Origin of the sequence: Streptomyces johnsoniae, assembly GCF_031845565.1 — a bacterium.
Classification (GTDB): domain Bacteria; phylum Actinomycetota; class Actinomycetes; order Streptomycetales; family Streptomycetaceae; genus Streptomyces; species Streptomyces johnsoniae.
The window spans coordinates 314,525-334,537 of record NZ_JAVREV010000005.1; the positions used below are offsets into that span (position 1 = coordinate 314,525).

General features: G+C 72.5%; 20 protein-coding genes and 2 tRNA genes. 14 read left to right on the forward strand and 8 right to left on the reverse strand.

The genetic code is table 11. The annotated features are described in order from the left end of the window. Positions 1-271 precede the first annotated feature (271 nt). The gene (locus RM779_RS11590; protein WP_311617592.1) at positions 272-793 is read right to left on the reverse strand and encodes a universal stress protein; all 522 of its coding nucleotides are present in this window, start codon (positions 791-793) and stop codon (positions 272-274) included. A 742-nt stretch (positions 794-1,535) separates the two neighbouring features. Here RM779_RS11590 and RM779_RS11595 point away from each other — a divergent pair. The 4 genes from RM779_RS11595 to RM779_RS11610 all read left to right on the forward strand — a co-directional run bounded on the left by RM779_RS11595 (position 1,536) and on the right by RM779_RS11610 (position 4,570). Continuing rightward, positions 1,536-2,642, forward strand: a complete 1,107-nt coding sequence (locus tag RM779_RS11595; protein ID WP_311617593.1) for a GlxA family transcriptional regulator — start codon at positions 1,536-1,538, stop codon at positions 2,640-2,642. A 45-nt stretch (positions 2,643-2,687) separates the two neighbouring features. After that, positions 2,688-3,284, forward strand: a complete 597-nt coding sequence (gene orn, locus RM779_RS11600) for an oligoribonuclease (RefSeq protein WP_077059103.1) — start codon at positions 2,688-2,690, stop codon at positions 3,282-3,284. Positions 3,285-3,375: 91 nt separating this feature from the next. Beyond that, positions 3,376-3,451, forward strand: a tRNA-His gene (locus tag RM779_RS11605). 156 nt (positions 3,452-3,607) lie between these two features. Then, positions 3,608-4,570: a peptidoglycan recognition protein family protein gene (locus tag RM779_RS11610; RefSeq protein WP_311617594.1), complete on the forward strand. Its 963-nt coding sequence runs from the start codon at positions 3,608-3,610 to the stop codon at positions 4,568-4,570. Between the two features lie 9 nt (positions 4,571-4,579). On the opposite strand, the gene RM779_RS11615 is transcribed toward RM779_RS11610, so the two are convergent. Next, positions 4,580-5,203: a DUF2637 domain-containing protein gene (locus RM779_RS11615; protein WP_311617595.1), complete on the reverse strand. Its 624-nt coding sequence runs from the start codon at positions 5,201-5,203 to the stop codon at positions 4,580-4,582. A 158-nt stretch (positions 5,204-5,361) separates the two neighbouring features. Between RM779_RS11615 and RM779_RS11620 the strand changes: the two genes are divergently transcribed. From RM779_RS11620 to rsgA, 4 genes are read left to right on the forward strand one after another with little or no spacing between them, the layout of a single operon-like run. Next, a complete protein-coding gene (locus RM779_RS11620; RefSeq protein WP_311617596.1) occupies positions 5,362-6,747 on the forward strand; it encodes a sigma-70 family RNA polymerase sigma factor in 1,386 nt (461 codons plus the stop codon). A gap of 24 nt (positions 6,748-6,771) precedes the next feature. Beyond that, positions 6,772-7,485: a M50 family metallopeptidase gene (locus tag RM779_RS11625; protein WP_311617597.1), complete on the forward strand. Its 714-nt coding sequence runs from the start codon at positions 6,772-6,774 to the stop codon at positions 7,483-7,485. Positions 7,486-7,524: 39 nt separating this feature from the next. Further along, a complete protein-coding gene (aroA, locus tag RM779_RS11630; RefSeq protein WP_311617598.1) occupies positions 7,525-8,874 on the forward strand; it encodes a 3-phosphoshikimate 1-carboxyvinyltransferase in 1,350 nt (449 codons plus the stop codon). Between the two features lie 15 nt (positions 8,875-8,889). Beyond that, on the forward strand, positions 8,890-9,897 hold the full coding sequence (gene rsgA, locus RM779_RS11635) for a ribosome small subunit-dependent GTPase A (RefSeq protein WP_311617599.1): 1,008 nt from the start codon (positions 8,890-8,892) through the stop codon (positions 9,895-9,897). Here the strand turns inward: rsgA and RM779_RS11640 are convergent, their stop codons facing one another. Then, complete coding sequence (locus RM779_RS11640) at positions 9,898-10,401, reverse strand: TetR/AcrR family transcriptional regulator (protein WP_311617600.1); 504 nt, start codon at positions 10,399-10,401, stop codon at positions 9,898-9,900. 119 nt (positions 10,402-10,520) lie between these two features. On the opposite strand from RM779_RS11640, the gene hisN reads away from it, so the two are divergent. Further along, positions 10,521-11,315 (forward strand): histidinol-phosphatase, encoded by a 795-nt coding sequence (hisN, locus tag RM779_RS11645; RefSeq protein WP_311617601.1) that lies wholly within the window; start codon positions 10,521-10,523, stop codon positions 11,313-11,315. A gap of 172 nt (positions 11,316-11,487) precedes the next feature. Next, positions 11,488-11,883, forward strand: a complete 396-nt coding sequence (locus tag RM779_RS11650; RefSeq protein ID WP_311617602.1) for a CBS domain-containing protein — start codon at positions 11,488-11,490, stop codon at positions 11,881-11,883. 73 nt (positions 11,884-11,956) lie between these two features. On the opposite strand, the gene RM779_RS11655 is transcribed toward RM779_RS11650, so the two are convergent. Further along, positions 11,957-13,420 (reverse strand): catalase, encoded by a 1,464-nt coding sequence (locus tag RM779_RS11655; protein WP_311617603.1) that lies wholly within the window; start codon positions 13,418-13,420, stop codon positions 11,957-11,959. A gap of 161 nt (positions 13,421-13,581) precedes the next feature. Between RM779_RS11655 and RM779_RS11660 the strand changes: the two genes are divergently transcribed. From RM779_RS11660 to RM779_RS11670, 3 genes are all read left to right on the forward strand, one after another. Beyond that, positions 13,582-14,001, forward strand: coding sequence for a Fur family transcriptional regulator (locus RM779_RS11660; RefSeq protein WP_311617604.1), 420 nt, complete (start codon positions 13,582-13,584; stop codon positions 13,999-14,001). Positions 14,002-14,047: 46 nt separating this feature from the next. Next, positions 14,048-14,121, forward strand: a tRNA-Met gene (locus tag RM779_RS11665). 114 nt (positions 14,122-14,235) lie between these two features. After that, positions 14,236-15,117 (forward strand): acyl-CoA thioesterase, encoded by an 882-nt coding sequence (locus RM779_RS11670; RefSeq protein WP_311617605.1) that lies wholly within the window; start codon positions 14,236-14,238, stop codon positions 15,115-15,117. On the opposite strand, the gene RM779_RS11675 is transcribed toward RM779_RS11670, so the two are convergent. The 4 genes from RM779_RS11675 to RM779_RS11690 all read right to left on the reverse strand — a co-directional run bounded on the left by RM779_RS11675 (position 15,083) and on the right by RM779_RS11690 (position 19,029). Continuing rightward, positions 15,083-16,000 carry a GNAT family N-acetyltransferase gene (locus tag RM779_RS11675; RefSeq protein WP_311617606.1) on the reverse strand — a complete coding sequence of 306 codons (918 nt, stop codon included), beginning with the start codon at positions 15,998-16,000 and terminating at the stop codon, positions 15,083-15,085. The two genes, RM779_RS11670 and RM779_RS11675, sit on opposite strands and share 35 nt — an antisense overlap. Continuing rightward, entirely contained in the window at positions 15,997-16,791 is a 795-nt protein-coding gene (locus RM779_RS11680) for a phosphatase (RefSeq protein ID WP_311617607.1), read from the reverse strand. Before RM779_RS11680 ends, RM779_RS11675 begins: the two co-directional genes overlap by 4 nt. 173 nt (positions 16,792-16,964) lie before the next feature. Further along, the gene (locus RM779_RS11685) at positions 16,965-17,861 is read right to left on the reverse strand and encodes a dihydrodipicolinate synthase family protein (protein WP_311617608.1); all 897 of its coding nucleotides are present in this window, start codon (positions 17,859-17,861) and stop codon (positions 16,965-16,967) included. A 7-nt stretch (positions 17,862-17,868) separates the two neighbouring features. Further along, positions 17,869-19,029: a mandelate racemase/muconate lactonizing enzyme family protein gene (locus tag RM779_RS11690; protein ID WP_311617609.1), complete on the reverse strand. Its 1,161-nt coding sequence runs from the start codon at positions 19,027-19,029 to the stop codon at positions 17,869-17,871. A 99-nt stretch (positions 19,030-19,128) separates the two neighbouring features. Here RM779_RS11690 and RM779_RS11695 point away from each other — a divergent pair, with 99 nt between their 5' ends. Continuing rightward, entirely contained in the window at positions 19,129-19,968 is an 840-nt protein-coding gene (locus RM779_RS11695) for an IclR family transcriptional regulator (RefSeq protein WP_311617610.1), read from the forward strand. The last annotated feature ends 45 nt before the right edge of the window (positions 19,969-20,013 follow it).

Consider the following 20,013-nt stretch of genomic DNA (forward strand, 5'->3'; position numbering starts at 1 on the left):
GTCGGGTCCGTCACCTCCCGTCGGCGGCCCAAGCAACGGTCGGTGTCCCCTTTATGCCCATCACAAGCGCACAATCCACCACTCCCGGGCGACGAATTTGGTGAATGGTCGGTGAGCACCCGCCCCGCCGCACGCGAGGACGCCACACATGGCCGTCTGCGGGCCCAGGGGCGAGCGGGAGCGACCGGGGGGCCCTGGAGCGCCACGGGGCGGCCCCGGGCGCGTCGAGCGCGCCCGGGAGCCGGTCGGCGGCACCGGTGCCGTCCCCGGGTCAGGGGATGACGACCACCGGACGCTGGGCGCGGCGGGCGAGGCGCCCGGACACCGAGCCGAAGAGGCGGCCCAGCAGTCCGTGCGTGGTGCCGACGACGATGGCGTCGGCCTCGTACTCCCGGCCGACCTCCTCCAGCTCGTGGCAGATGTCGCCGCCACGTTCGAGAAGGACCCAGGGCACGTCCGTCAGGTGCTCGGCGCAGGCCAGCTCCAGACCGAGCACCTCGGTGCGGTGATCGGGAACGTCGACCAGGGCCGGCGGCTCGCAGCCGGCCCACACGGTGGTCGGCAGGCGGTTGGCCACGTGCACGATGATCAGTCCGGAACCGGACCGCCGGGACATGCCGGAAGCGTACGCCAGGGCGCGCTCACTCGATGTCGAGCCGTCGAAACCCACTACCACGCCGTGCTGGAAGGCCGGGTCGTGCGACGCCCCGGTGTCCTCCATCAGGTCGGGCGTGGGCGGGGGATCGGCGACTTGCCTGCGATCCGCTGGTTCGGGGAACTCGTATCCAGCCATCGGAGCCTCAGCGGTGGGTCAGTGAGGAAACCTCGTGAGTGTGTCGGTGATGGGGGTGGCACGCGAAGAAGCGGGGGAGATTCTCTGTGCTTCCACTGGTTCCACCTCCAGGGTACGGCGTCAGGTAGCTAGTTCCCAGGGCCGGTGTGTACAACCCATGAAACCGGCCCCTGGCGCCGTGACCGTGCAGCATGCCCTACCCCGGAGCGGGGGCGCAATGCTTTCGGACACCCGCTGACACGGCCGCTTCCGCTGGGTGACCGGCCAGGGTGACCTCGCGCGTTCCGTTCTTGACGACTGGACCCGTGGCCGAGAGCAGCGGCTGATCGCGTTCCGTACCGAGACAATTACAGCACGGCCATGCGGTGAACGCCCCCGGCGTACGCCCGGCGTGCGCTGGAGGGGTCCCGCCGGCGGGTCTCATTTTCGGCCAACTTCGCCACTCCAGAACCACGTTGCTCACACGCCCCGCCAACATCTCCTGTATACCGGGAGGGAGAGGCGCCTCCCGGCGCTCCAGACCCCCCGTGCCGAGCGGCGAGGTGAGGCGCACTTCCCCCAACTGCTCCTACGTGTAACGCTTCCTGATCGAATGCTTCGCGCCACGTTGTCATGTCGATATAGCGCCGAGTGATGAACTTGTCCCGCCGACCTCACCCGACACAGTAGATTCGATCTTGGCATCACGTCGGGGGAAACGTGCAGGACCGAGAGGACGCGACGACCGAGGGAACTGAGGAGCATGAGCCAGGACCCAACGCACGGCCCCGAGCCCGCTGTAAAGCTCGCTGCCCGACGCCGCCGCGAAGTCGTCGCGGTGCTGCTGTTCAGCGGCAGTCCCATGTTCGAAAGCTCCATTCCGCTGTCCGTCTTCGGCGTCGACCGCCAGGATGCGGGGGTCCCGCGCTACCGGCTCCTCGCCTGCGCGGGCGAGGAAGGGCCGCTGCGGACCACGGGCGGCCTGGAGCTGAGAGCCCCCTACGGGCTCGGCGCCGTGGCCAGGGCGGGCACCGTCATCGTTCCCGCCTGGCGGTCCATCACCGGCCCGCCGCCGAGCGCGGCGCTGGCCGCGCTGCGCCGCGCGCACGGCGAGGGCGCACGCATCGTCGGCCTGTGCACCGGGGCGTTCGCCCTGGGTGCGGCCGGGCTGCTGGACGGGCGGCCGGCGACCACCCACTGGATGTACGCGCCGACGCTCGCCAAGCGGTACCCCTCGGTCCACGTGGACCCCAGGGAGCTGTTCGTCGACGACGGCGACATCCTCACCTCCGCGGGCACCGCCGCCGGCATCGACCTGTGCCTGCACATCGTCCGGCAGGACCACGGCCCCGAGGCCGCCGCCGCGCTGGCCCGCCGTCTGGTGCTGCCCCCGCGCCGGGGGAACGGGGCGGAGGTGGGGGCCCACCGGCACCTCGACCGTTCTTTACCCGAGGACATCGGCGCCGACCCGCTCGCCGAGGTCGTCGCGTGGGCGCTGGAGCACTTGCACGAGCAGTTCGACGTGGAGACGCTGGCCGCGCGTGCCTACATGAGCAGGCGCACGTTCGACCGCCGCTTCCGCGCGCTGACCGGCAGCGCCCCGCTCCAGTGGCTGATCACCCAGCGTGTCCTCCAGGCGCAACGGCTGCTCGAAGTGTCCGACTACTCGGTGGACGAGGTGGCGGGCCGCTGCGGATTCCGTTCCCCCGTGGCGCTGCGCGGCCACTTCCGGCGCCAGCTGGGCGCCTCGCCCGCCGCCTACCGGGCCGCCTACCGTGCGCGGCAGCAGGACGCGCCGGAGCGCGGCAAGCCGGTCGGCGACGGCTTCTCGCCCAGGCTGCCCGGCCAGCGGGGGCGTCCCGCTCCGTGAGCACCGGTGCGGGACAGTCGCGCTGAGCGACGTAAGGTTGTTCGCATGAACGATCGCATGGTGTGGATCGACTGCGAGATGACCGGCCTTTCGCTGGCCGACGACGCGCTCGTCGAGGTGGCCGCGCTGGTGACCGACTCCGAGCTGAATGTGCTCGGGGACGGGGTGGACGTGGTGATCCGGCCGCCGGCCGCGGCCCTGGAGTCGATGCCGGAAGTGGTGCGTGCCATGCACACCGCTTCCGGCCTGCTGGACGAGCTGGCCGCGGGCACCACGCTGGCGGAGGCGGAGGAGCGCGTTCTCGACTACATCAGGGCGCACGCCCCCGAGGCCGGGAAGACCCCGCTGTGCGGCAATTCGATCGGCACCGACCGCGGCTTCCTGGCCCGGGACATGCCGCGCCTGGAGTCGCACCTGCACTACCGCGTGATCGACGTCTCCTCCGTCAAGGAGCTGGCCCGCCGCTGGTATCCGCGGGCCTATTTCAACAGCCCGGAGAAGAGCGGCAACCACCGCGCGCTCGCGGACATCAGGGAGTCCATCGCCGAGCTGCGCTACTACCGGCAGGCGGTCTTCGTACCGCAGCCGGGCCCCGACAGCGACGAGGCCAAGCGCATCGCGGCGCAGCACGTGGTGCAGTGAGAACCATGGCGCGGCCACTGCCGACGACCCTGTACACTCATATTCCGGCTGGTACGGGAAGCTCTGGTGGCGCCCCGGGCAGCCGATCATGGTGGGTGTAGCTCAGTTGGTAGAGCACCTGGTTGTGGTCCAGGTGGCCGCGGGTTCAAGTCCCGTCACTCACCCCAGATGATCAAGGCCCGGTCCGCGGAAACGCGGGCCGGGCCTTTGAGCGTGCCCGAAGTCCCGCGCCGGCGGTGCGGGGGTGTGCGTTCTGTGCCTGAAACGGGTGGAGTTGGGGCGGCAGGGGCCATGAGCCGCCGGAACCGGGGAAGGGAACAGGTATGGCTTCTCCACTTTCCGCCGCCAAGCTGGTGAGCGCTCTCAAGGGGGAGGGCGTCAGGATCGAGGAACACCGGTCCTGGCGCACGCACAACCGGAATCACGTCGGGTCCTGGGGGCCCGTGCACGGAGTGATGATCCACCACACCGTCACCACCGGCACCAACTCCAGCGTGGACCTGTGCTACGACGGCCACTCCACGCTGCCTGGGCCGCTGTGCCACGGCGTCATCGCCAAGGACGGCGTGGTCCACCTCGTCGGGCACGGCCGGGCCAACCACGCGGGCAGCGGCGACGGGGACGTGCTGGACGCCGTGATCGCGGAGCGGACCCTTCCCCCCGACAACCAGGCGAACACCGACGGCAATCGGTACTTCTACGGCTTCGAATGCATCAACCTGGGCGACAACAAGGACCCGTGGCCGGGTGCGCAGGTCGATGCCATCGTGCGCGCCTCGGCGGCCATCTGCCGGGCGCACGGCTGGGGCAAGCAGGGCACGACCTCGGTGATCGGCCATCTGGAATGGCAGCCGGGCAAGATCGACCCACGCGGGCCCGGCATCTCCATGAGCGACGTGCGCAAGCGCGTCGCCGAACGACTGCGGCACCCCGCCGACTGGGACCCCGAGGAGGACGACATGCCGCTGAGCGACGCCGACATCGAGAAGGTGGCGAAGGCCGCGGCCCGCCAGGTGGCGCTCTACAAGGACGACCGGATGGACTCGCGCGACGCGCGGCAGATGTGGGACGACGCGGCAAGTCCGCATCACACCTGGCAGTTCAGGGCGGAGGGCGCCGACCGGGATGCCTGGGCGCTGCTCAGCAGGACGCACGGCGAGGTGGTCGCGCTGCGCGCCGCCGTGGCCGAGCTGGCCGGGGCGCTCGCGGCGCGGGACGGGTCGGTGGACGCGGAGGAGCTGGTCGCCCGCATCGAGCAGGCCGTCGAGGCCGCGGGGCGGGGCTGACCGCGCGGTTCAGCCGCGGCGGCGTCCGGGGCGCCGTCGCGGGAGCGCGTGCCGGGGCGGGTTGATCAGCGTCACCTGGCGCACGATCTGGTGGAACGCCAGCAGTGCGGAGAGCGGCGGAAGACCGGCCACGGCCAGGTTCGTCGGGGTCCTGGGCACCTGCGACATGCACAGGGCGATGGCCAGACCGGAGAAGAAGACGACGACCGCCCACGAGTGCAGCGCGTGCCGCTGGTGCAGCGCCGCGCGCAGGATCGACAGGGAGGCCACCAGCCAGGGCCCGAAGATCAGCAGGGGCCACCAGTCGATCAGTTGCTGCGGGACGCCGGGGGAAGCGGCGTCCCGCAGCGGCTCGTAGGAGACGAGGCCGCCGAGGACGCTGAGCATCGCGACGAGGACGGCGGCCGCGGCGGCGAGCATCAGGCTCGCGCACCTCATCCACCACGAACGGACCGAGCCGTGTCGCCAGGTGACGCGCCGGCGTTCCCTGCGGTGGCTCCGTGCCGCGTGCTGCCGCGGGCCCTGGCCGTCGGAGGGGGGCGCGTCGGCGGTGGGGCCGACGAGCAGATCCGGCGGCAGAAACAGGTGCGTGGTCGCCGTCGGGTCGTACATCATCTGCTGGTTGAGTGGCATCACAAACCGCCAACGAGGGGTGACTTGGGGGGATGTGTGGCATTGGAGTGAATGGTGCTCCAGGAGTGGCGGGCGGAGCGGCGCCTTGACCGAACCGTTTCTTCGGCCGCCGGGCGTCGTTGGCGGTTTTGATCAACACACGAGCAACGGGAGGGTGCATGGCGATGGATGACGGCGCGCCGGCCGAGTCCGACAGCGCCCTGCTGGTGCGCGTCCGGGCCGGTGACGACGCGGGATTCGCGGAGCTGTACCGGCGGCACGAGCCGGCGGTACGGCGCTACGCGCGGCTCTGCTGCCGCGACGCGCACACGGCGGAGGACCTGACGGCGGAAGTGTTCGCGCGGACGCTGCGCGCGGTGCGCGCCGGGGGCGGGCCGCGTACGGCGGTGCGCGCCTACCTGCTGACCATGGTGCGGCGCGCGGCGGCGCAGTGGGGCGCGGACGGCGCGCTGGAACTGCCCGTGCCGGAGCCGGGCGCGGTCGCGGCCGGTCCGCCGGGCGAATCGCAGGCTGAGGCGGGCACGATCGCGCGGGCCGACCGGTCGATGGTGGTGCGGGCGTTCCTGACCCTGCCGGAGCGCTGGCAGGAGGTGCTGTGGCGAACGACGGTGGACGGGGAGCCGGTCCGCCGTGTCGCGCGGCGCCTCGGCCTGTCGGCCAACGCCACGGCGGTGCTCGCGCACCGCGCCCGGGAGGGGCTGCGGGCGGCCTACCTCCAGGCGCACGTGAGCGAGTCCCTCACCGGGCAGGAGGAGTGCCGGCGGTACGCGAGCCGGCTGGGCACCTATGCCCGCCGCCCGTACCTGCGCCGCGGGTACCTCGGGCTGCGGCGGCATCTCGATGACTGCGAGCGCTGCCGCTCCGCCTACCGGGAGCTGGCCGACCTCAACGAGACGCTGCGCGGGGTGCTTCCGCTCGTTCTCGCGGGCTGGTTCGCCGTGCCCGGCGTCGCGGGAACGGCCGAGCTGGCCGGGAAGGCCGCCGGGGTGGCGGGCGCGGGCGGCCTCGCGGGCGCGGGCGGGCTGACCGGTGCGGGCGGCCTGCTGAGCAAGGTGACGGTCACCGCCACCGTGGCGCTCGCCGCGGTCACCGCCACCGGATCGGCGCCGCTGACCGGGCAGTTGTCCGGCGGCCACGACCACGGTCACAGCCAGGCCCGGGACGAGGAGGCGCGGGACGGACAGGGGGCGGCCGGGGACCGCGTGGAGGCGCCCGACCGTGACCGGGAGCCGGCGCAGGAGGAACGGGAGCGGCGTGCGGACCCGACGGACGCGCCGTCTCATGCGCCGGAACGGACCCGCGCGCGCGTTCCGGACCCGGCGCCCGAGGAGCAGCCGGTGCCCGTGCCGGAGCCGGCGCTCGATGCAATCCCCGGCGCGGACGTGGCCTTGTGCGCCCCCGGAGTGGCCGAGGTCCTGCCGGAGGCGGGCGACTGCGCCCCGGGGCCGGGCACCTTGACGCCGCCCCGGCCGTTCGACGAGGAGGGCTCTCCAGCCCTGCCCTCGCTGCCCCCGCTCCTGGAGGCCCCCGGGGGCGCCCGGTAGTCAGGTCCTAGGATCGGCCCCGCTATGGATACCGCTGACATCGACGAACTGTGGGGCCGCGTGACCGGCACGCAGCCCGGGCCCGAGCTGTGGCTGATACTCGCGACGGCCGCCGTCGCCCTGGCGGCGGTCGCGCCGTTCGGCGTGTGGCGGCTGTCCCGCAACACCATCACCATCGCGCACGAGGGCGGCCACGGCCTGATGGCCCTGGTGACCGGCCGCCGCCTGGAGGGCATACGCCTGCACTCCGACACCTCGGGCCTTACGGTCTCCCGGGGCAAGCCGACCGGCTTCGGCATGATCCTCACCGCGGCCGCCGGGTACACCGCCCCCTCGCTGCTGGGGCTCGGCGGGGCCGCGCTGCTCTCCGAGGGCCGCATCACCGCCCTGCTGTGGGGGGCCACCGCCCTGCTGCTCGCGCTTCTGGTCATGGTGCGCAACGCGTACGGCATGCTGACCGTCGTGCTGACCGGGGCCGCGTTCCTGCTGGTCTCCTGGCTCACGGAGCCCGATGTGCAGGCGGCGTTCGCCTACGTGGTCGTGTGGTTCCTGCTGCTCGGCGGCGTCCGGCCGGTGTTCGAGCTCCAGGCCAAGCGCCGGCGCGGGGCGGCGCGCGACTCGGACGCGGACCAGCTCGCACGGCTCACGCGCGTCCCCGCGCTGATGTGGCTGCTCCTCTTCCACGCCGTGGCGCTCACGTCGCTGATCGGCGGCGGACGCTGGCTGCTCGACGTCTGAAACACCTGTCCGGGCCATGCCGCGCACTAGAGTGAGAGCATGACCGACCACAGCGAAAGTCTCGATCTCTGGCCCGCGCCGTCCGCTTCGCGCGCGGTCGACGCAACGGTCACGGTGCCCGGGTCCAAGTCGGTCACCAACCGGGCCCTGATCCTCGCCGCGCTGGCCGCCGACCCGGGGTGGCTGCGCCGCCCGCTCCGGTCCCGCGACACCCTGCTGATGGCGGACGCGCTGCGTTCCCTCGGCATCGGCATCGAGGAGACCGTCTCCTCCAACTCCGCCGTCTCCGGCCTCCCGCAGGGCCGCGGCGAGTCCTGGCGCGTCATCCCCGCCCTGCCGCAGGCGCCGGCCACCGTCGACGTCGGCAACGCCGGAACGGTCATGCGCTTCCTGCCGCCGCTGGCCGCGCTGGCCGAGGGCGAGGTCCGCTTCGACGGCGACCCGCGTTCGCACGAGCGCCCGCTGCGCAGCCTGATCGACGCGCTGCGTTCCCTCGGCGCCCGCGTCGAGGACGGCGGGCGCGGCAGCATGCCGCTCACCGTGCACGGCGTCGGCTCGCTCGACGGCGGCCCCGTCGAGGTGGACGCCTCGACCTCCTCGCAGTTCATCAGCGCGCTGCTGCTCTCCGCGCCCCGCTTCAACCAGGGCGTCGAGGTGCGGCACACCGGCAGGACGCTGCCGTCCCTGCCGCATATCCGCATGACCGTGGACATGCTGCGCCGCGCCGGGGTGCAGGTCGACGCGCCCGACTCGGGCGGCGAGCCGAACGTGTGGCGCGTGACCCCCGGCGCCCTGCTCGGCCGGGACCTGGTGGTGGAGCCCGACCTGTCCAACGCGCAGCCGTTCCTGGCCGCCGCGCTCGTCACCGGCGGCACGGTCACCATCCCCGACTGGCCCGTCCGCACCACCCAGCCGGGCGACGCGCTGCGGCACATCTTCACCGAGATGGGCGGCACCTGCACGCTGGACGACCGCGGACTGACGTTCTCCGGCAGCGGGCGGGTACGCGGCATCGACGCGGATCTGGGCGAGGTGGGCGAGCTGACGCCCGGCATCGCCGCCGTCGCCGCGCTGGCCGAGGGCGAGTCGGTGCTGCGCGGCGTCGCGCACCTGCGGCTGCACGAGACCGACCGCCTGGCGGCCCTCACCAAGGAGATCAACGCGCTGGGCGGCGACGTCACGGAGACCGAGGACGGCCTGCGCATCCGGCCGCGCGCGCTGCGCGGCGGTGTCTTCCACACGTACGAGGACCACCGGCTCGCGACCGCGGGCGCCGTACTCGGCCTGGTCGTCAAGGATGTCGAGATCGAGAACATCGCTACCACGGGCAAGACCATGCCCGACTTCCCCGACCTGTGGCACCGCATGCTGGCCGGAGAGGGCGCCTGAGGACCGCGGCCCGCGATGCGCCGGTACGGCAAGCACACCGACGAGGACGACGTCCGGGTCCGGCCGAGCCGCCGGGGGAGCAGGCCGCGCACCCATCGGCGGCCCGCCCACGAGGACGCGGAGGACGGCTTCGTCCTCACCGTCGACCGGGGCCGGATCACCTGTCTCGTCGCGGACCGCACGGTCACCGCGATGAAGGCGCGTGAGCTGGGGCGCAAGAGCGTGGTCGTCGGCGACCGGGTCGCGGTGGTCGGCGATCTGTCGGGCCACAAGGACACGCTGGCCCGGGTGGTGCGGGTGGCGGAGCGCACGTCGGTGCTGCGGCGGACCGCGGACGACGACGACCCGTTCGAACGGGTGGTGGTGGCGAACGCCGACCAGCTCGCCATCGTCACCGCGCTCGCCGATCCGGAGCCGCGGCCGCGGCTGATCGACCGCTGTCTGGTCGCCGCGTTCGACGCGGGGCTCGACCCGCTGCTGATCCTCACCAAGTCCGACCTGGCGCCGGCCGGCCCACTGCTCGACACGTACGCGCCGCTGGGCACCCGGCATGTGGTGACCAGCCGTGAGGAGTTCGACGAGGAGTCGGTGGCCCGGGTGCGGGAGTTGCTGGCCGGCCGGACCACGGCGTTCGTCGGGCACAGCGGCGTCGGCAAGACGACGCTGGTGAACGCGCTGGTGCCGCCGGAGCGGCAGCGGGCGACGGGCGAGGTGAACGCGGTGACCGGCCGCGGCCGGCACACCACCGTCTCGGCGCTGGCCCTGCCGCTGCCGGGCACGGCCGGCTGGGTCATCGACACGCCGGGCGTCCGGTCGTTCGGGCTGCATCACATCGAGCCCTCGCGCGTCATCCACGCCTTTCCCGACCTGGAGCCGGGCACCGCGGGCTGCCCGCGGGCGTGCAGCCACGACGAGCGGGACTGTGCCCTCGACGCCTGGGTGGCCGAGGGGCACGCGGAGCCGGCGCGGCTGTATTCGCTCCGGCGCCTGCTGGCCACGCGCGAGCGGCGCGAGGGCGACTGATCAGGCGCCGGCCGCGGCGGGCGCGGCGGCCGGCGGGGCGACCAGGTGGGAGATCGCGAGGCGGACCGCCGTCTCGCAGGTGCGGGCGGCATCCAGGTCCGCGCCCTCGCCGAGGGTGCGCACGGCACACGCGCACAACTCGCCGACCAGCTGTCCCGGGGCGCGGGCGTGCGGCGGCAGGCCGGCACAGCGGCAGCCCGTGAGGGCGGCGTGCACGACGCGGTCCGCCCGGGCGGTGCGGACGATCCAGCCGGTGGCGGCGGACAGGGCGGCGGGGTCGTGGCGGCGGGCGCGCAGGAACGCCTGGAACCCGTCGAGGAACACGGCCGTCCTGTGCTCCGCCAGGGCGGAGCCGAGCCCCGCCTTGTCGCCGAACTCGTTGTAGAGCGTCTGCCGGGACACCCCGGCCGCCGCTGCGACCTCGATCATCCTGACCACGGGCCAGGGGCGTCGTTCGACGGCCTGCGCGGCAGCGTTCAGGAGGGATTCTCGCGCGGTGGGCACCGTTGCCTCCTCGCTTCCAGGAGCGGCTCTGTCCTGGTGCCGGACAGGATTGACGCGCCCGGGTGCGGTGTCAAGATGCCCCGCACCGGTGCCGGGCGCCCGGCCGGATACTGTGAGGCATGCCCGATTACCACGACGACCTGCGCCTGGCGCACGTGCTCGCCGACTCCGCCGATGCCGCGACGATGGACCGCTTCCGGGCGCTCGACCTGAAAGTGGAGACCAAGCCGGACCTGACACCGGTGACGGAGGCGGATCGGGCCGCGGAGGAGCTGATCCGGTCGGTGCTCGGGCGGGCGAGGCCGCGGGACGCGGTGCTGGGCGAGGAGTTCGGCGGCGAGGGGCAGGGGCCGCGGCGCTGGGTCGTCGACCCGATCGACGGCACCAAGAACTATGTGCGCGGCGTTCCGGTGTGGGCGACACTCATCGCGCTGATGGAGCGCGGGGAGGGCGGCGACCGGCCGGTGGTCGGGGTGGTGTCCGCGCCCGCGCTGAACCGGCGCTGGTGGGCGGCGCTGGGCGGCGGGGCGTACGCGGGGCGCAGCCTGACGTCGGCGACGCGGATCTCGGTGTCGCGGGTGGCGCGGATCGAGGACGCCTCGTTCTCGTACTCCTCGCTCGGCGGCTGGGAGGAGCGGGGGCGGCTCGGCGGGCTGCTCGACCTGTCGCGGGACTGCTGGCGCACGCGCGCGTACGGCGACTTCTGGTCCTACATGATGGTGGCCGAGGGCGCGGTCGACGTGTGCGCCGAGCCGGAGCTGTCGCTGTGGGACATGGCGGCGCCGGCGATCATCGTGCAGGAGGCGGGGGGCAGGTTCACCGGTCTCGACGGGGCGGAAGGGCCGCACGGCGGGAACGCGGCGGCGAGCAACGGCCTGCTGCACGAGCGGCTGCTCGGCTACCTGGGCACGTAGCCTTCACGCCTGATCGTGGTCTTCACGGAATCGGCGGCTTTCGCCCCGTCCTGACCCTTGTTGAGCGGAAGAGGGCATGTGAGCATGAGAATTTCTCCGCTTGTGACTTTGTGAAAGCTGTCTCAAGCGGCCCCTCCCCTTCCCTCGACCCTGGCAGGAGGTGGCTCATCCCATGCTGGTCCGTGACGCGATGAGCACCATCGTCCTCACCATCGGCCCCGATCACACGCTCAGGCAGGCGGCCCGGCTGATGTCCGCCCGGCGGGTGGGCGCGGCCGTGGTCCTCGACCCCGATACCGCAGGCATCGGCATTCTCACCGAACGGGACGTCCTCACGTCCGTCGGACGCGGCCAGGACCCGGACCGGGAGCGCGTCGGTGCGCACACCACGACGGACGTCGTCTACGCGGCGCCGCAGTGGACCCTCGCCGACGCCGCCTCCGCGATGGCGCAGGGCGGCTTCCGGCACCTGGTCGTGCTCGACGAGCACGAGCCGGTCGGCATCGTCTCGGTGCGCGACATCATCAACTGCTGGACGCCGGTCGTCAGCGCGGTCGGCGTCGGATGAAGTCCGGGGCGGCCGGAGCCTGTCGACAGGCTCCGGCCGCCCCGGGGTGTACGGCAAGCGGCGTTGCGGGAAATCAGCCGCGGAGGGCCTGGACCGCGGCCTGGAGCCGCTTGCCGTAGTCCTCGTCCGCCTTGCGGAAGTTTTCGATCGCCCGCTCGGCGATGTCGTCACGGGAGACCTGGGAGATGAAGCCCGCCAGGTTTTCGATCAGGCGGTCCTTCTCGTCGTCCGACATGAGCCGGTACAGGGCGCCGGCCTGCACGAAGTCGTTGTCCTCGGCGTGCGAGGGCGCCTCGTGGTCGCCGGTGTAGCCGGTGACCGCGGTCGGCTCCCACAGCGGGCGGTCGGTCTGGACCGGGCCGCCGAAGCTGTTGGGCTCGTAGTTCTTCGCGCCGCCGTGCCTGCCGTCGTACGCGAAGCCGTCGCGGCCGTGGGAGCGCGCCTCGGTGGCGTGCGGCCGGTTGACCGGCAGGTGGTCGGCATTGATGCCGACGCGGTAGCGGTGGGCGTCGCCGTAGGCGAACAGGCGGCCCTGGAGCATCTTGTCGGGCGAGGGGCCGATGCCCGGCACGAAGTGGTGCGGGGAGAAGATCGACTGCTCGACCTCGGCAAAGATGTTCTGCGGGTTGCGGTTGAGCTCCAGCTTGCCGATCTCGATCGGCGGGTAGTCCGCGTGCGGCCAGACCTTGGTCAGGTCGAACGGGTTGAACCGGTAGGTGGCCGCTTCGGCGACGGGCATGATCTGCACCTGAACGGTCCAGGTCGGGAAGTCGCCGTTTTCGATCGAGGTGCGCAGGTCACGCTGGTGGCTGTCCGGGTCCTGGCCGGTGAGGTCCGCGGCCTCCTGGGCGGTCAGGGTCTTGATGCCCTGGTCCGTCTTGAAGTGGTACTTGACCCAGAACGCCTCGCCCGCCTCGTTGTTCCACTGGAACGTGTGCGAGCCGTACCCGTTCATGTGGCGGTAGGACGCCGGAATGCCGCGGTCGCCGAACAGCCAGGTGACCTGGTGCGTCGACTCGGGCGACAGGCCCCAGAAGTCCCAGACGTTGTCCGCCTCCTGCGAACCCGTGTACGGGTCACGCTTCTGGGTGTGGATGAAGTCCGGGAACTTGATCGCGTCCTTGATGAAGAAGACCGGGGTGTTGTTGCCGACCAGGTCGTAATTGCCCTCTTCGGTGTAGAACTTGAGCGCGAAGCCACGCGGGTCCCGCACCGCGTCCGGCGCGCCCAGGTTCCCCGCGACGGTGGAGAAGCGGAGGAAGACCTCGGTCTCCTTGCCGATCTCGGAGAGGAACTTGGCCCGCGTGTACTTCGTCAGGTCCGCGGTCACGGTGAACGTGCCGTAGGCGCCCGCGCCGCGCGCGTGCACGATGCGCTCGGGAATCCGCTCACGGTTGAAGTGGGCCAGCTTCTCGATCAGCAGCTGGTCCTGGATCAGTCCGGGACCGCCGGGGCCGGCGGACTGGCTGTTCTGATTGTCCGCGACCGGGGCACCGGCCTCCGTGGTGAGCGGTCCCGTGGTGATCTGGTCGGTCATTTACCTGTCACGCCCTTCAGCTGTCTTCAGGTCTCTGGTGCTGCTCGGGCCCTTGGCCGTTGCCTGTGAACGATCCTATATTGGACTATGTCCAAGTCAAGACGACTCCTGAATCCATACACAGTCGGCTCATATGAGGGCCGCGCGCTAGGGTGGCAGACATGAGTGACCTGCTTCAGCGACTCCGGGACCGCGGCTGGCGGCTCACCGCGCAGCGGCGAGTCATCGCCGAGGTGCTGGACGGTGAGCACGTTCACTACACGGCCGACGAGGTGCACGCCAAGGCGGCCCGGCGGCTGCCGGAGATCTCCCGCGCCTCTGTCTACAACACCCTGGGTGAGCTCGTCGCCCTCGGCGAGATCGTCGAGGTGACCACGGACGGCCGGGCGAAGCGGTACGACCCCAATGCCCACCACCCGCACCAGCACCTGGTCTGCGCCGGCTGCGGCATGATGCGCGACGTCCAGCTGACGCAGGACCCGATGGCGGCGCTGCCCGAGGGTGAGCGCTTCGGCTTCGCGGTCTCCGAGGTCGCCGTCACGTACTACGGGCGCTGCCCCGACTGTGCCGCCGGGGCTTGATTTGCACGCCCCGTACTCAGGGGGTTAGAGTAAAGACACACAACGACGCGGGGTGGAGCAGCTCGGTAGCTCGCTGGGCTCATAACCCAGAGGTCGCAGGTTCAAATCCTGTCCCCGCTACTGGTGACGAGGGCCCGTATCCTGATTCAGGATGCGGGCCCTCGTGGCATGTGCGACGCCCCTTCCGGCCGGTGCAGGTATCCGGCGCGTCCGACGGGCGTGGAGAATCAGCACATGCACGCTACTCTCCAGTACCTGCTCGATCTGCTCGATCTGGAGCCGATCGAGCAGGACATCTTCCGCGGCCGGAGTCACGCCTCCGTCATCCCCCGGGTCTTCGGCGGCCAGGTCGCCGCGCAGGCGCTGGTCGCGGCCTGCCGGACCGTGCCGGAGGACCGGCTGCCGCACTCGCTGCACTCCTACTTCCTGCGGCCGGGCGACCCCGGTTCGCGCATCGTGTACACGGTGGACCGCACCCGCGACGGCCGGTCCTTCGCCACCCGCCGGGTGGTGGCCGTTCAGCACGGGCAGCCGATCTTCACCCTTTCGGCGTCGTTCGCCAAGCCGGAGGAGGGGCTTGAGCACCAGGAGCCGATGCCGCCCGCGCCCGATCCGGAGACCCTGCCGACGGCGGAGGAGCTGCTGCCGCGCTACGCCGACCTGTTCTGGGACCCGAGCGTGGTCGAACTGCTACTCCAGGCCAGGCAGGCCATCGACCTGCGGTACGTGAACGAGCCGCCGTTCGGCACCGCGGGCACCCCGCGCGAGCCGCGGGCGCAGGTGTGGTTCCGGCTCAACGGCGAGCTGACGGGCAAGCAGGACAACCCGGTGGTCCACCTGTGTCTCGGCACCTACGTCTCGGACATGACCCTGCTGGACTCCGTGCTGCTCGCGCACGGGCGGGGCGGCTGGATGACGGGTGACACGGTCGGGGCGAGCCTGGACCACGCGATGTGGTTCCACCGGCCGTTCCGCTCGGACGAGTGGCTGCTGTACGACACGGACTCCCCGACCTCCCAGGCCGGGCGGGGCCTCGCGCGCGGGCGCATGTTCACCAGGGACGGGCGGCTGGCGGTGTCCGTCATCCAGGAGGGACTGATGCGCGTGCCCCGTTGACGCGGCCGCGGTGGGCGGGACCGGTCCAGGTGGTCCACAGCGGGCGGTAGCCGCAGCGGTGCCAGAACGGCGCGGACAGCGGGTTGAGCGCGGCGTAGTGCAGCATCGTCACGGTGCACCCGGCCTCTTCGAGCGCCGCGTGGGCGGTGCGGACCAGCGCGGTGCCGATGCCGGAGCCGCGGTACGCGGGAGAGACCATCAGCGACGTGAGGTAGCCCGGGTGCCTGGCCCTCGCCAGGCGGGCCGCCCAAGCGGTGCGGCGCGGGTCCTCGACCGCGAGGAGGCCGACCAGCCGGCCACCGGCCTCGGCCACCCAGCCGAGGGCCCCGGCCAGCTGCCGTCCGACATTGCGTGCCGTGGAGGGGCGGATCACACAGGAGCCGAACTGCGCCTCCCAGTGCAGCTCCGCCAGCCACAGCGCGGCGGCGGCTTCGAGATCGGCCGGGCCCAGCGGGCGGACACACGCCTCCGGCGCCCGCCGCGGCCAGGGAACGGTCCGCCCGGCCGGGCGGACCGCGGCGACGCGCTGCGGCGTCAGGCCGTGCCCGCGGAGCACCGGGACCAGCGCGGCATCGCGGCTCGGCCAGGTGAACACCGCCTCCGCGTCGGCCCCAGGCGGCCAGGGCACGAGGTGCTCCTCCCAGGCGGTGAGCAGCGCGTCGAGGGCGGCGGCGCGGTCGGGCCCGGTGAGATCCGCGTGCAGCTCGTGCCGGTCGGCGGCGCACCAACTGGCGTCGAACGACTCGGGATCGGGCCGCTTCCGGCGGTAGACGCCCGCCGCGCCCGGCACGCACAGCAGGACGTCGCCCGCCGCGGGCCGCGGGAGCGGGATGGCCCGGGGAAGGAGCGGGTCCAGCGCCCTGGGGCGCCAGGCCGCCCTCATCCGGGTGCCAGCCCGGCGACGTCCAGCAGGTAGGCGGTCATGGGCTCGTAGTAGCGGGCGTTGGTGACGTGGTCGTCCAGCGGCACGCAGACCGAGAGCGTGCCCTCGGCCTCGCCGAGGAAGAGCGCCGGGTCGTTGCAGTCGGCGTAGCCGATGGTGTCGATGCCGTACTGGGCGGCGCAGCCGGCCCAGCCGTGGTCGGCGATGACGAGGTCAGGCAGGGCCTGGCCCTCCTGGGGGAGGGCGTCGAGTATCTCGGCCATGGGCTGCGGCGAGTGGGTGTGCCACAGGGTGGCGCCGCGCTCCCACACGGCGACGTCGGCGAGCTGGGTGACGACGCCCTCGTCGGCGGTCAGGCCGATGGGCACGCGGACCAGCTCGCAGCCCGCGGCGGTCAGCGCGGCGGCCGTCCGGGAGTGCACGTCGAGCAGTCCACCGGGGTGGCCGGTGGCCACCAGGACCCGCCGGGAGCCGACCGCGGCCTTCCGCAGCAGGGTGGCGGCGCGGTCGAGGCCGTCGACCGTCAGCTCGGGATCGATGGTGTCCTGCCCCTGCCGGTGCTCTGGGTCCCCGTCGACGCCGCAGCGCTCCGCCATCACGGCCAGCACATCCTGCTCGTCCGCCCACCGGTCGCCGAACTCCAGGCCGAGCCAGAAGTACCGATTCCCGTTCGCCAGCTCGCGGTAGTGCGCCAGATTGTTCTCGCGGGGGGTGGCGACCTCGCCGGCGATCCGGGTGTTGACGAGGTGGCTGATCAGTTCGGATCGGGACGGGGCGGCGGTCGTCGGCATACGGCCAGTATCGCCCGGATGGGGGGATTCCGGGGCGGGAGTCGCCGAGCTGTGATCTGCGGGCGCTCCCTGCGAACGACGCGTGCGGACCGTGGCGCCAGCGACCAGGACGGTCGGAATCGCCCCGCTGGTCAAGATGGGTGCGGACGGGTGCGGACGGGTGCGGACGGCTGTCAACCGGCCGTGATGCCCAGGGGCGCGAGTACCTCGTGCAGGGCGGCTCGGGTCGGGGCGTCGAGCGGGCGAGCGGGGGTGCGGACGGTGGCGTCGGCGATGAGCTTCCTGGCGAGGAGCACCTCCTTGTGTACCGCCCAGGCCCAGCCCTGCTGGAGTCCGTGCAGTACCAGGGGCAGCAGCCGGGCGAAGCCCTCCCGGGCCTTCTCGCGGCGTCCGGCGGCCCAGTCGTCGAGCACCGGGCGCAGCAGATCGGGGAACTCGCAGGCGGGCATGGTGCCGATGGCGCCGCGGGCGTATTCGTCGAGGCAGAACTGGGCGTTCAGGCCGCCCAGTATCGCGAAGTCCTCCCCGGTGGACGCGTCGGCCACCGCGGTCACCTTGGCCGGTGTCGGCGGCGCCTCGACCTTGACCGAGGTGACGCCCGGCAGCTTGCCCAGCTCGGCCAGCGTCGTGGGAGCCATGGTCACGCCGGTGACTCCGGGGGCGTCCTGGACCATCACCTCGCAGTCCGTGGCGGCCGCGACGTCCGCGTAGAAGTCGAGGACCTGTGCGGGGGTGGGCTTGACCATGTACGGCGGCAGCACCATGAGCGCGGCAGCGCCGTCCGCGGCCGCGGCCCGGGCCTGTTCCACGGCGGTGACCGTGGAGGTCGCGTTGACCCCGGCCACCACCGGGACCGCACCCGCCGTGACGGAGACGACTTCCCGCAGCACGCGGGCACGTTCCTCGGCGGTGAGCGCGAAGGTCTCGCTCGCCATACCGGAGACGGCCAGCCCGTCGACGCCGCTCATGAGGTTGAACTCCACCACGCGGCGCAGCGAGGGGAGGTCGAGGGAGCCGTCCGACGCGAAGGGGGTAGCCAGGATCGGGGCGAGCCCGTGGACCAGGGGCATGAGGAGATCAGTCCTTTCCGGCGAGGTCGCGGACGACCTGCTCGTCGATGTCGATGCCGAGTCCGGGCCCGGCGGGGAGGGGGAAGTGGTCGGGGCGGACCTCAAGCGGGGTGCGCAGAATGCGCTGGCCGACCTCGGTCGAGGTCGGCTGGTACTCGAATACCAACAGGTCCTCGACGGCCGCCCCCACGTGCAGGCCCGCGGCGAGGGAGACCCCGAGCCCGACGGAGTGGTGCGGCGCCACCGGAACGTGTGACGCCGCGCACAGCTCGGCGATCGCCATTGCCTCGGTGATGCCGGTACGGGCCACGTCCGGCTGGGCGATCTCCAGCGCGTGACCACGCAGCCAGCGGGCGAACTCGTACCGGTTGCGCAGGGTCTCGCCCACCGCGACGGGCAGCTCCGTCCGCTCGCCGAGCCTGCGGTGGCCCTCCTCGTCCTCGGGGGCCAGCGGCGCTTCGAGGAACCAGCCGCCGCGGTCGGCCAGGCCGGCGGCGAGCCGTCGGGCATCGGCCTGGCCGTAGGCCCAGTGCGCGTCCACGGCGACCCGCAGCGCGGGCGCGGCGGTCCGGACGGCGTCCACCGTGGCCAGATCGGCCGCCACGCCGTGCCCCAGATGCAGTTTGACGGCGCCGGCGCCCCGGCCCGCCCAGTCGGCGGCGAGCTGGGCTCGCTGGTCGTCGGTGGCACGGGGCAGCCCGGACACGTACGTCGGCAGCCGGTCCCGGAAGGCTCCGCCGAGCAGGGCGGCGACGGGTGCACCGCGCAGCCGGCCGGCCAGGTCCCACAGCGCGATGTCCACGGCCGCCAGCGCGTCGGCCTGGTGGCCGACGAGATGCCCGCGTTCACGCATCAGGTCCCGCAGCATCGCCCAGGCGGGCCGCGGCGCGAGCGCGTCCTGCCCCAGCAGGACGGGAGCGAGCAGCAGGTCGACGATGTCGGCGGGCACCTCGGGGGCGACGGGCGCCAGCGCCTCGCCCCAGCCCGCGGTGCCGTCTTCGGCGGTCACCTTGACCAGCAGGGTCTCGAACCGGCGCGAATACAGGCTGCGCCAGGGCGCGCGCACTTGATAGCCCGGCGGCACCTCGCTGCCGTCCGGCAGGGCGCCGAGGTAGGGCTCGTGATGGAAGACCTTGAGTACGAACGTCTCGACCGAGGCGATCTGCATGCACGCATCCATTCTTCGGCTGATCTCTTGCGCTGAGCGGATAGCCTAATGCAGTATCCATCGCGTAAGGCAAGCGTTTCGGATGTTGGAGAGCTGGCAATGGGTGCTGAGCAGGGCACGAGCACGAACCAGAGCGTCGAACGCGCGGCCGCCGTCCTCGCGGCGTTCCACGACGGGCGGCCGCTCCGGGTCGCCGACGTCTCCTCCCGCGCGGGGCTCGGCCAGTCCACGACCTCCCGCATGCTGGCGACGCTCGAAGCCCTCGAATACGTGGAGCGCGACACCGAGTCCGGCCTCTACCGGCTCGGCACCGGACTGATCACCCTGGCCGGGTCTGCGCTCAACCAGCATCCGGTCTACCGCGCCTCCCGGCGGCATGCCCAGGAGGCCGCCGCGCTGCTCGGCCTCGGCGTCAACGTGTCCGTCCTGCACCGTGGCACCGTCTTCTACCTCGCCAATTACGAGGGAGCGCTCGCGCCGAAGTCGATGACCCTGGCCGGACAGCGCAACGCCCTGCACGCCACCGGCATGGGCAAGTGCCTGCTGGTCGGCACCACCGCCGGCCAGCGGCGCGCGATGCTTCCCCAGCTGCCGAAGTTCACCGGCAGGACCACCGGCACCCACGAGGAGCTGGATGCGCAGGTCGAACTGGTCGTCGGACGCGGGTACGCCACGGAGGTCGAGGAGCTTGCTCTGGGCCGCGCCTGCGTGGCCGCGCCGATCCGTGACGCCGCAGGGGAGGTCGTGGCGGCCATCTCGATCTCCGGCTCGCTGTCGGCCATCGACCTCGACAACCGCGAGGGGGAGCTGGCCGGACGCGTGATCGAGACGGCCGACGAGGTCAGCACGGCACTGGGCTACACCGGCCCCGCCGTGTACCCACACCATGCCGGTCCGGCCACCGACTCACCCCGCACGTCAGGCGGTGCCGGCCGATGACGGCGCTGCGCGGGGGCCAGGTGCCGGCCCGGCCCTCGGGCCCTT

Excerpts from the sequence above, each read along its gene's own strand:
- RM779_RS11590 (WP_311617592.1), bottom strand. The coding sequence starts at position 793 with ATGGCTGGATACGAGTTCCCCGAACCAGCGGATCGCAGGCAAGTCGCC.
- RM779_RS11595 (WP_311617593.1), top strand. The coding sequence starts at position 1,536 with ATGAGCCAGGACCCAACGCACGGCCCCGAGCCCGCTGTAAAGCTCGCT.
- orn (WP_077059103.1), top strand. The coding sequence starts at position 2,688 with ATGAACGATCGCATGGTGTGGATCGACTGCGAGATGACCGGCCTTTCG.
- RM779_RS11610 (WP_311617594.1), top strand. The coding sequence starts at position 3,608 with ATGGCTTCTCCACTTTCCGCCGCCAAGCTGGTGAGCGCTCTCAAGGGG.
- RM779_RS11615 (WP_311617595.1), bottom strand. The coding sequence starts at position 5,203 with ATGCCACTCAACCAGCAGATGATGTACGACCCGACGGCGACCACGCAC.
- RM779_RS11620 (WP_311617596.1), top strand. The coding sequence starts at position 5,362 with ATGGCGATGGATGACGGCGCGCCGGCCGAGTCCGACAGCGCCCTGCTG.
- RM779_RS11625 (WP_311617597.1), top strand. The coding sequence starts at position 6,772 with ATGGATACCGCTGACATCGACGAACTGTGGGGCCGCGTGACCGGCACG.
- aroA (WP_311617598.1), top strand. The coding sequence starts at position 7,525 with ATGACCGACCACAGCGAAAGTCTCGATCTCTGGCCCGCGCCGTCCGCT.
- rsgA (WP_311617599.1), top strand. The coding sequence starts at position 8,890 with ATGCGCCGGTACGGCAAGCACACCGACGAGGACGACGTCCGGGTCCGG.
- hisN (WP_311617601.1), top strand. The coding sequence starts at position 10,521 with ATGCCCGATTACCACGACGACCTGCGCCTGGCGCACGTGCTCGCCGAC.
- RM779_RS11650 (WP_311617602.1), top strand. The coding sequence starts at position 11,488 with ATGCTGGTCCGTGACGCGATGAGCACCATCGTCCTCACCATCGGCCCC.
- RM779_RS11655 (WP_311617603.1), bottom strand. The coding sequence starts at position 13,420 with ATGACCGACCAGATCACCACGGGACCGCTCACCACGGAGGCCGGTGCC.
- RM779_RS11660 (WP_311617604.1), top strand. The coding sequence starts at position 13,582 with ATGAGTGACCTGCTTCAGCGACTCCGGGACCGCGGCTGGCGGCTCACC.
- RM779_RS11670 (WP_311617605.1), top strand. The coding sequence starts at position 14,236 with ATGCACGCTACTCTCCAGTACCTGCTCGATCTGCTCGATCTGGAGCCG.
- RM779_RS11675 (WP_311617606.1), bottom strand. The coding sequence starts at position 16,000 with ATGAGGGCGGCCTGGCGCCCCAGGGCGCTGGACCCGCTCCTTCCCCGG.
- RM779_RS11680 (WP_311617607.1), bottom strand. The coding sequence starts at position 16,791 with ATGCCGACGACCGCCGCCCCGTCCCGATCCGAACTGATCAGCCACCTC.
- RM779_RS11685 (WP_311617608.1), bottom strand. The coding sequence starts at position 17,861 with ATGCCCCTGGTCCACGGGCTCGCCCCGATCCTGGCTACCCCCTTCGCG.
- RM779_RS11690 (WP_311617609.1), bottom strand. The coding sequence starts at position 19,029 with ATGCAGATCGCCTCGGTCGAGACGTTCGTACTCAAGGTCTTCCATCAC.
- RM779_RS11695 (WP_311617610.1), top strand. The coding sequence starts at position 19,129 with ATGGGTGCTGAGCAGGGCACGAGCACGAACCAGAGCGTCGAACGCGCG.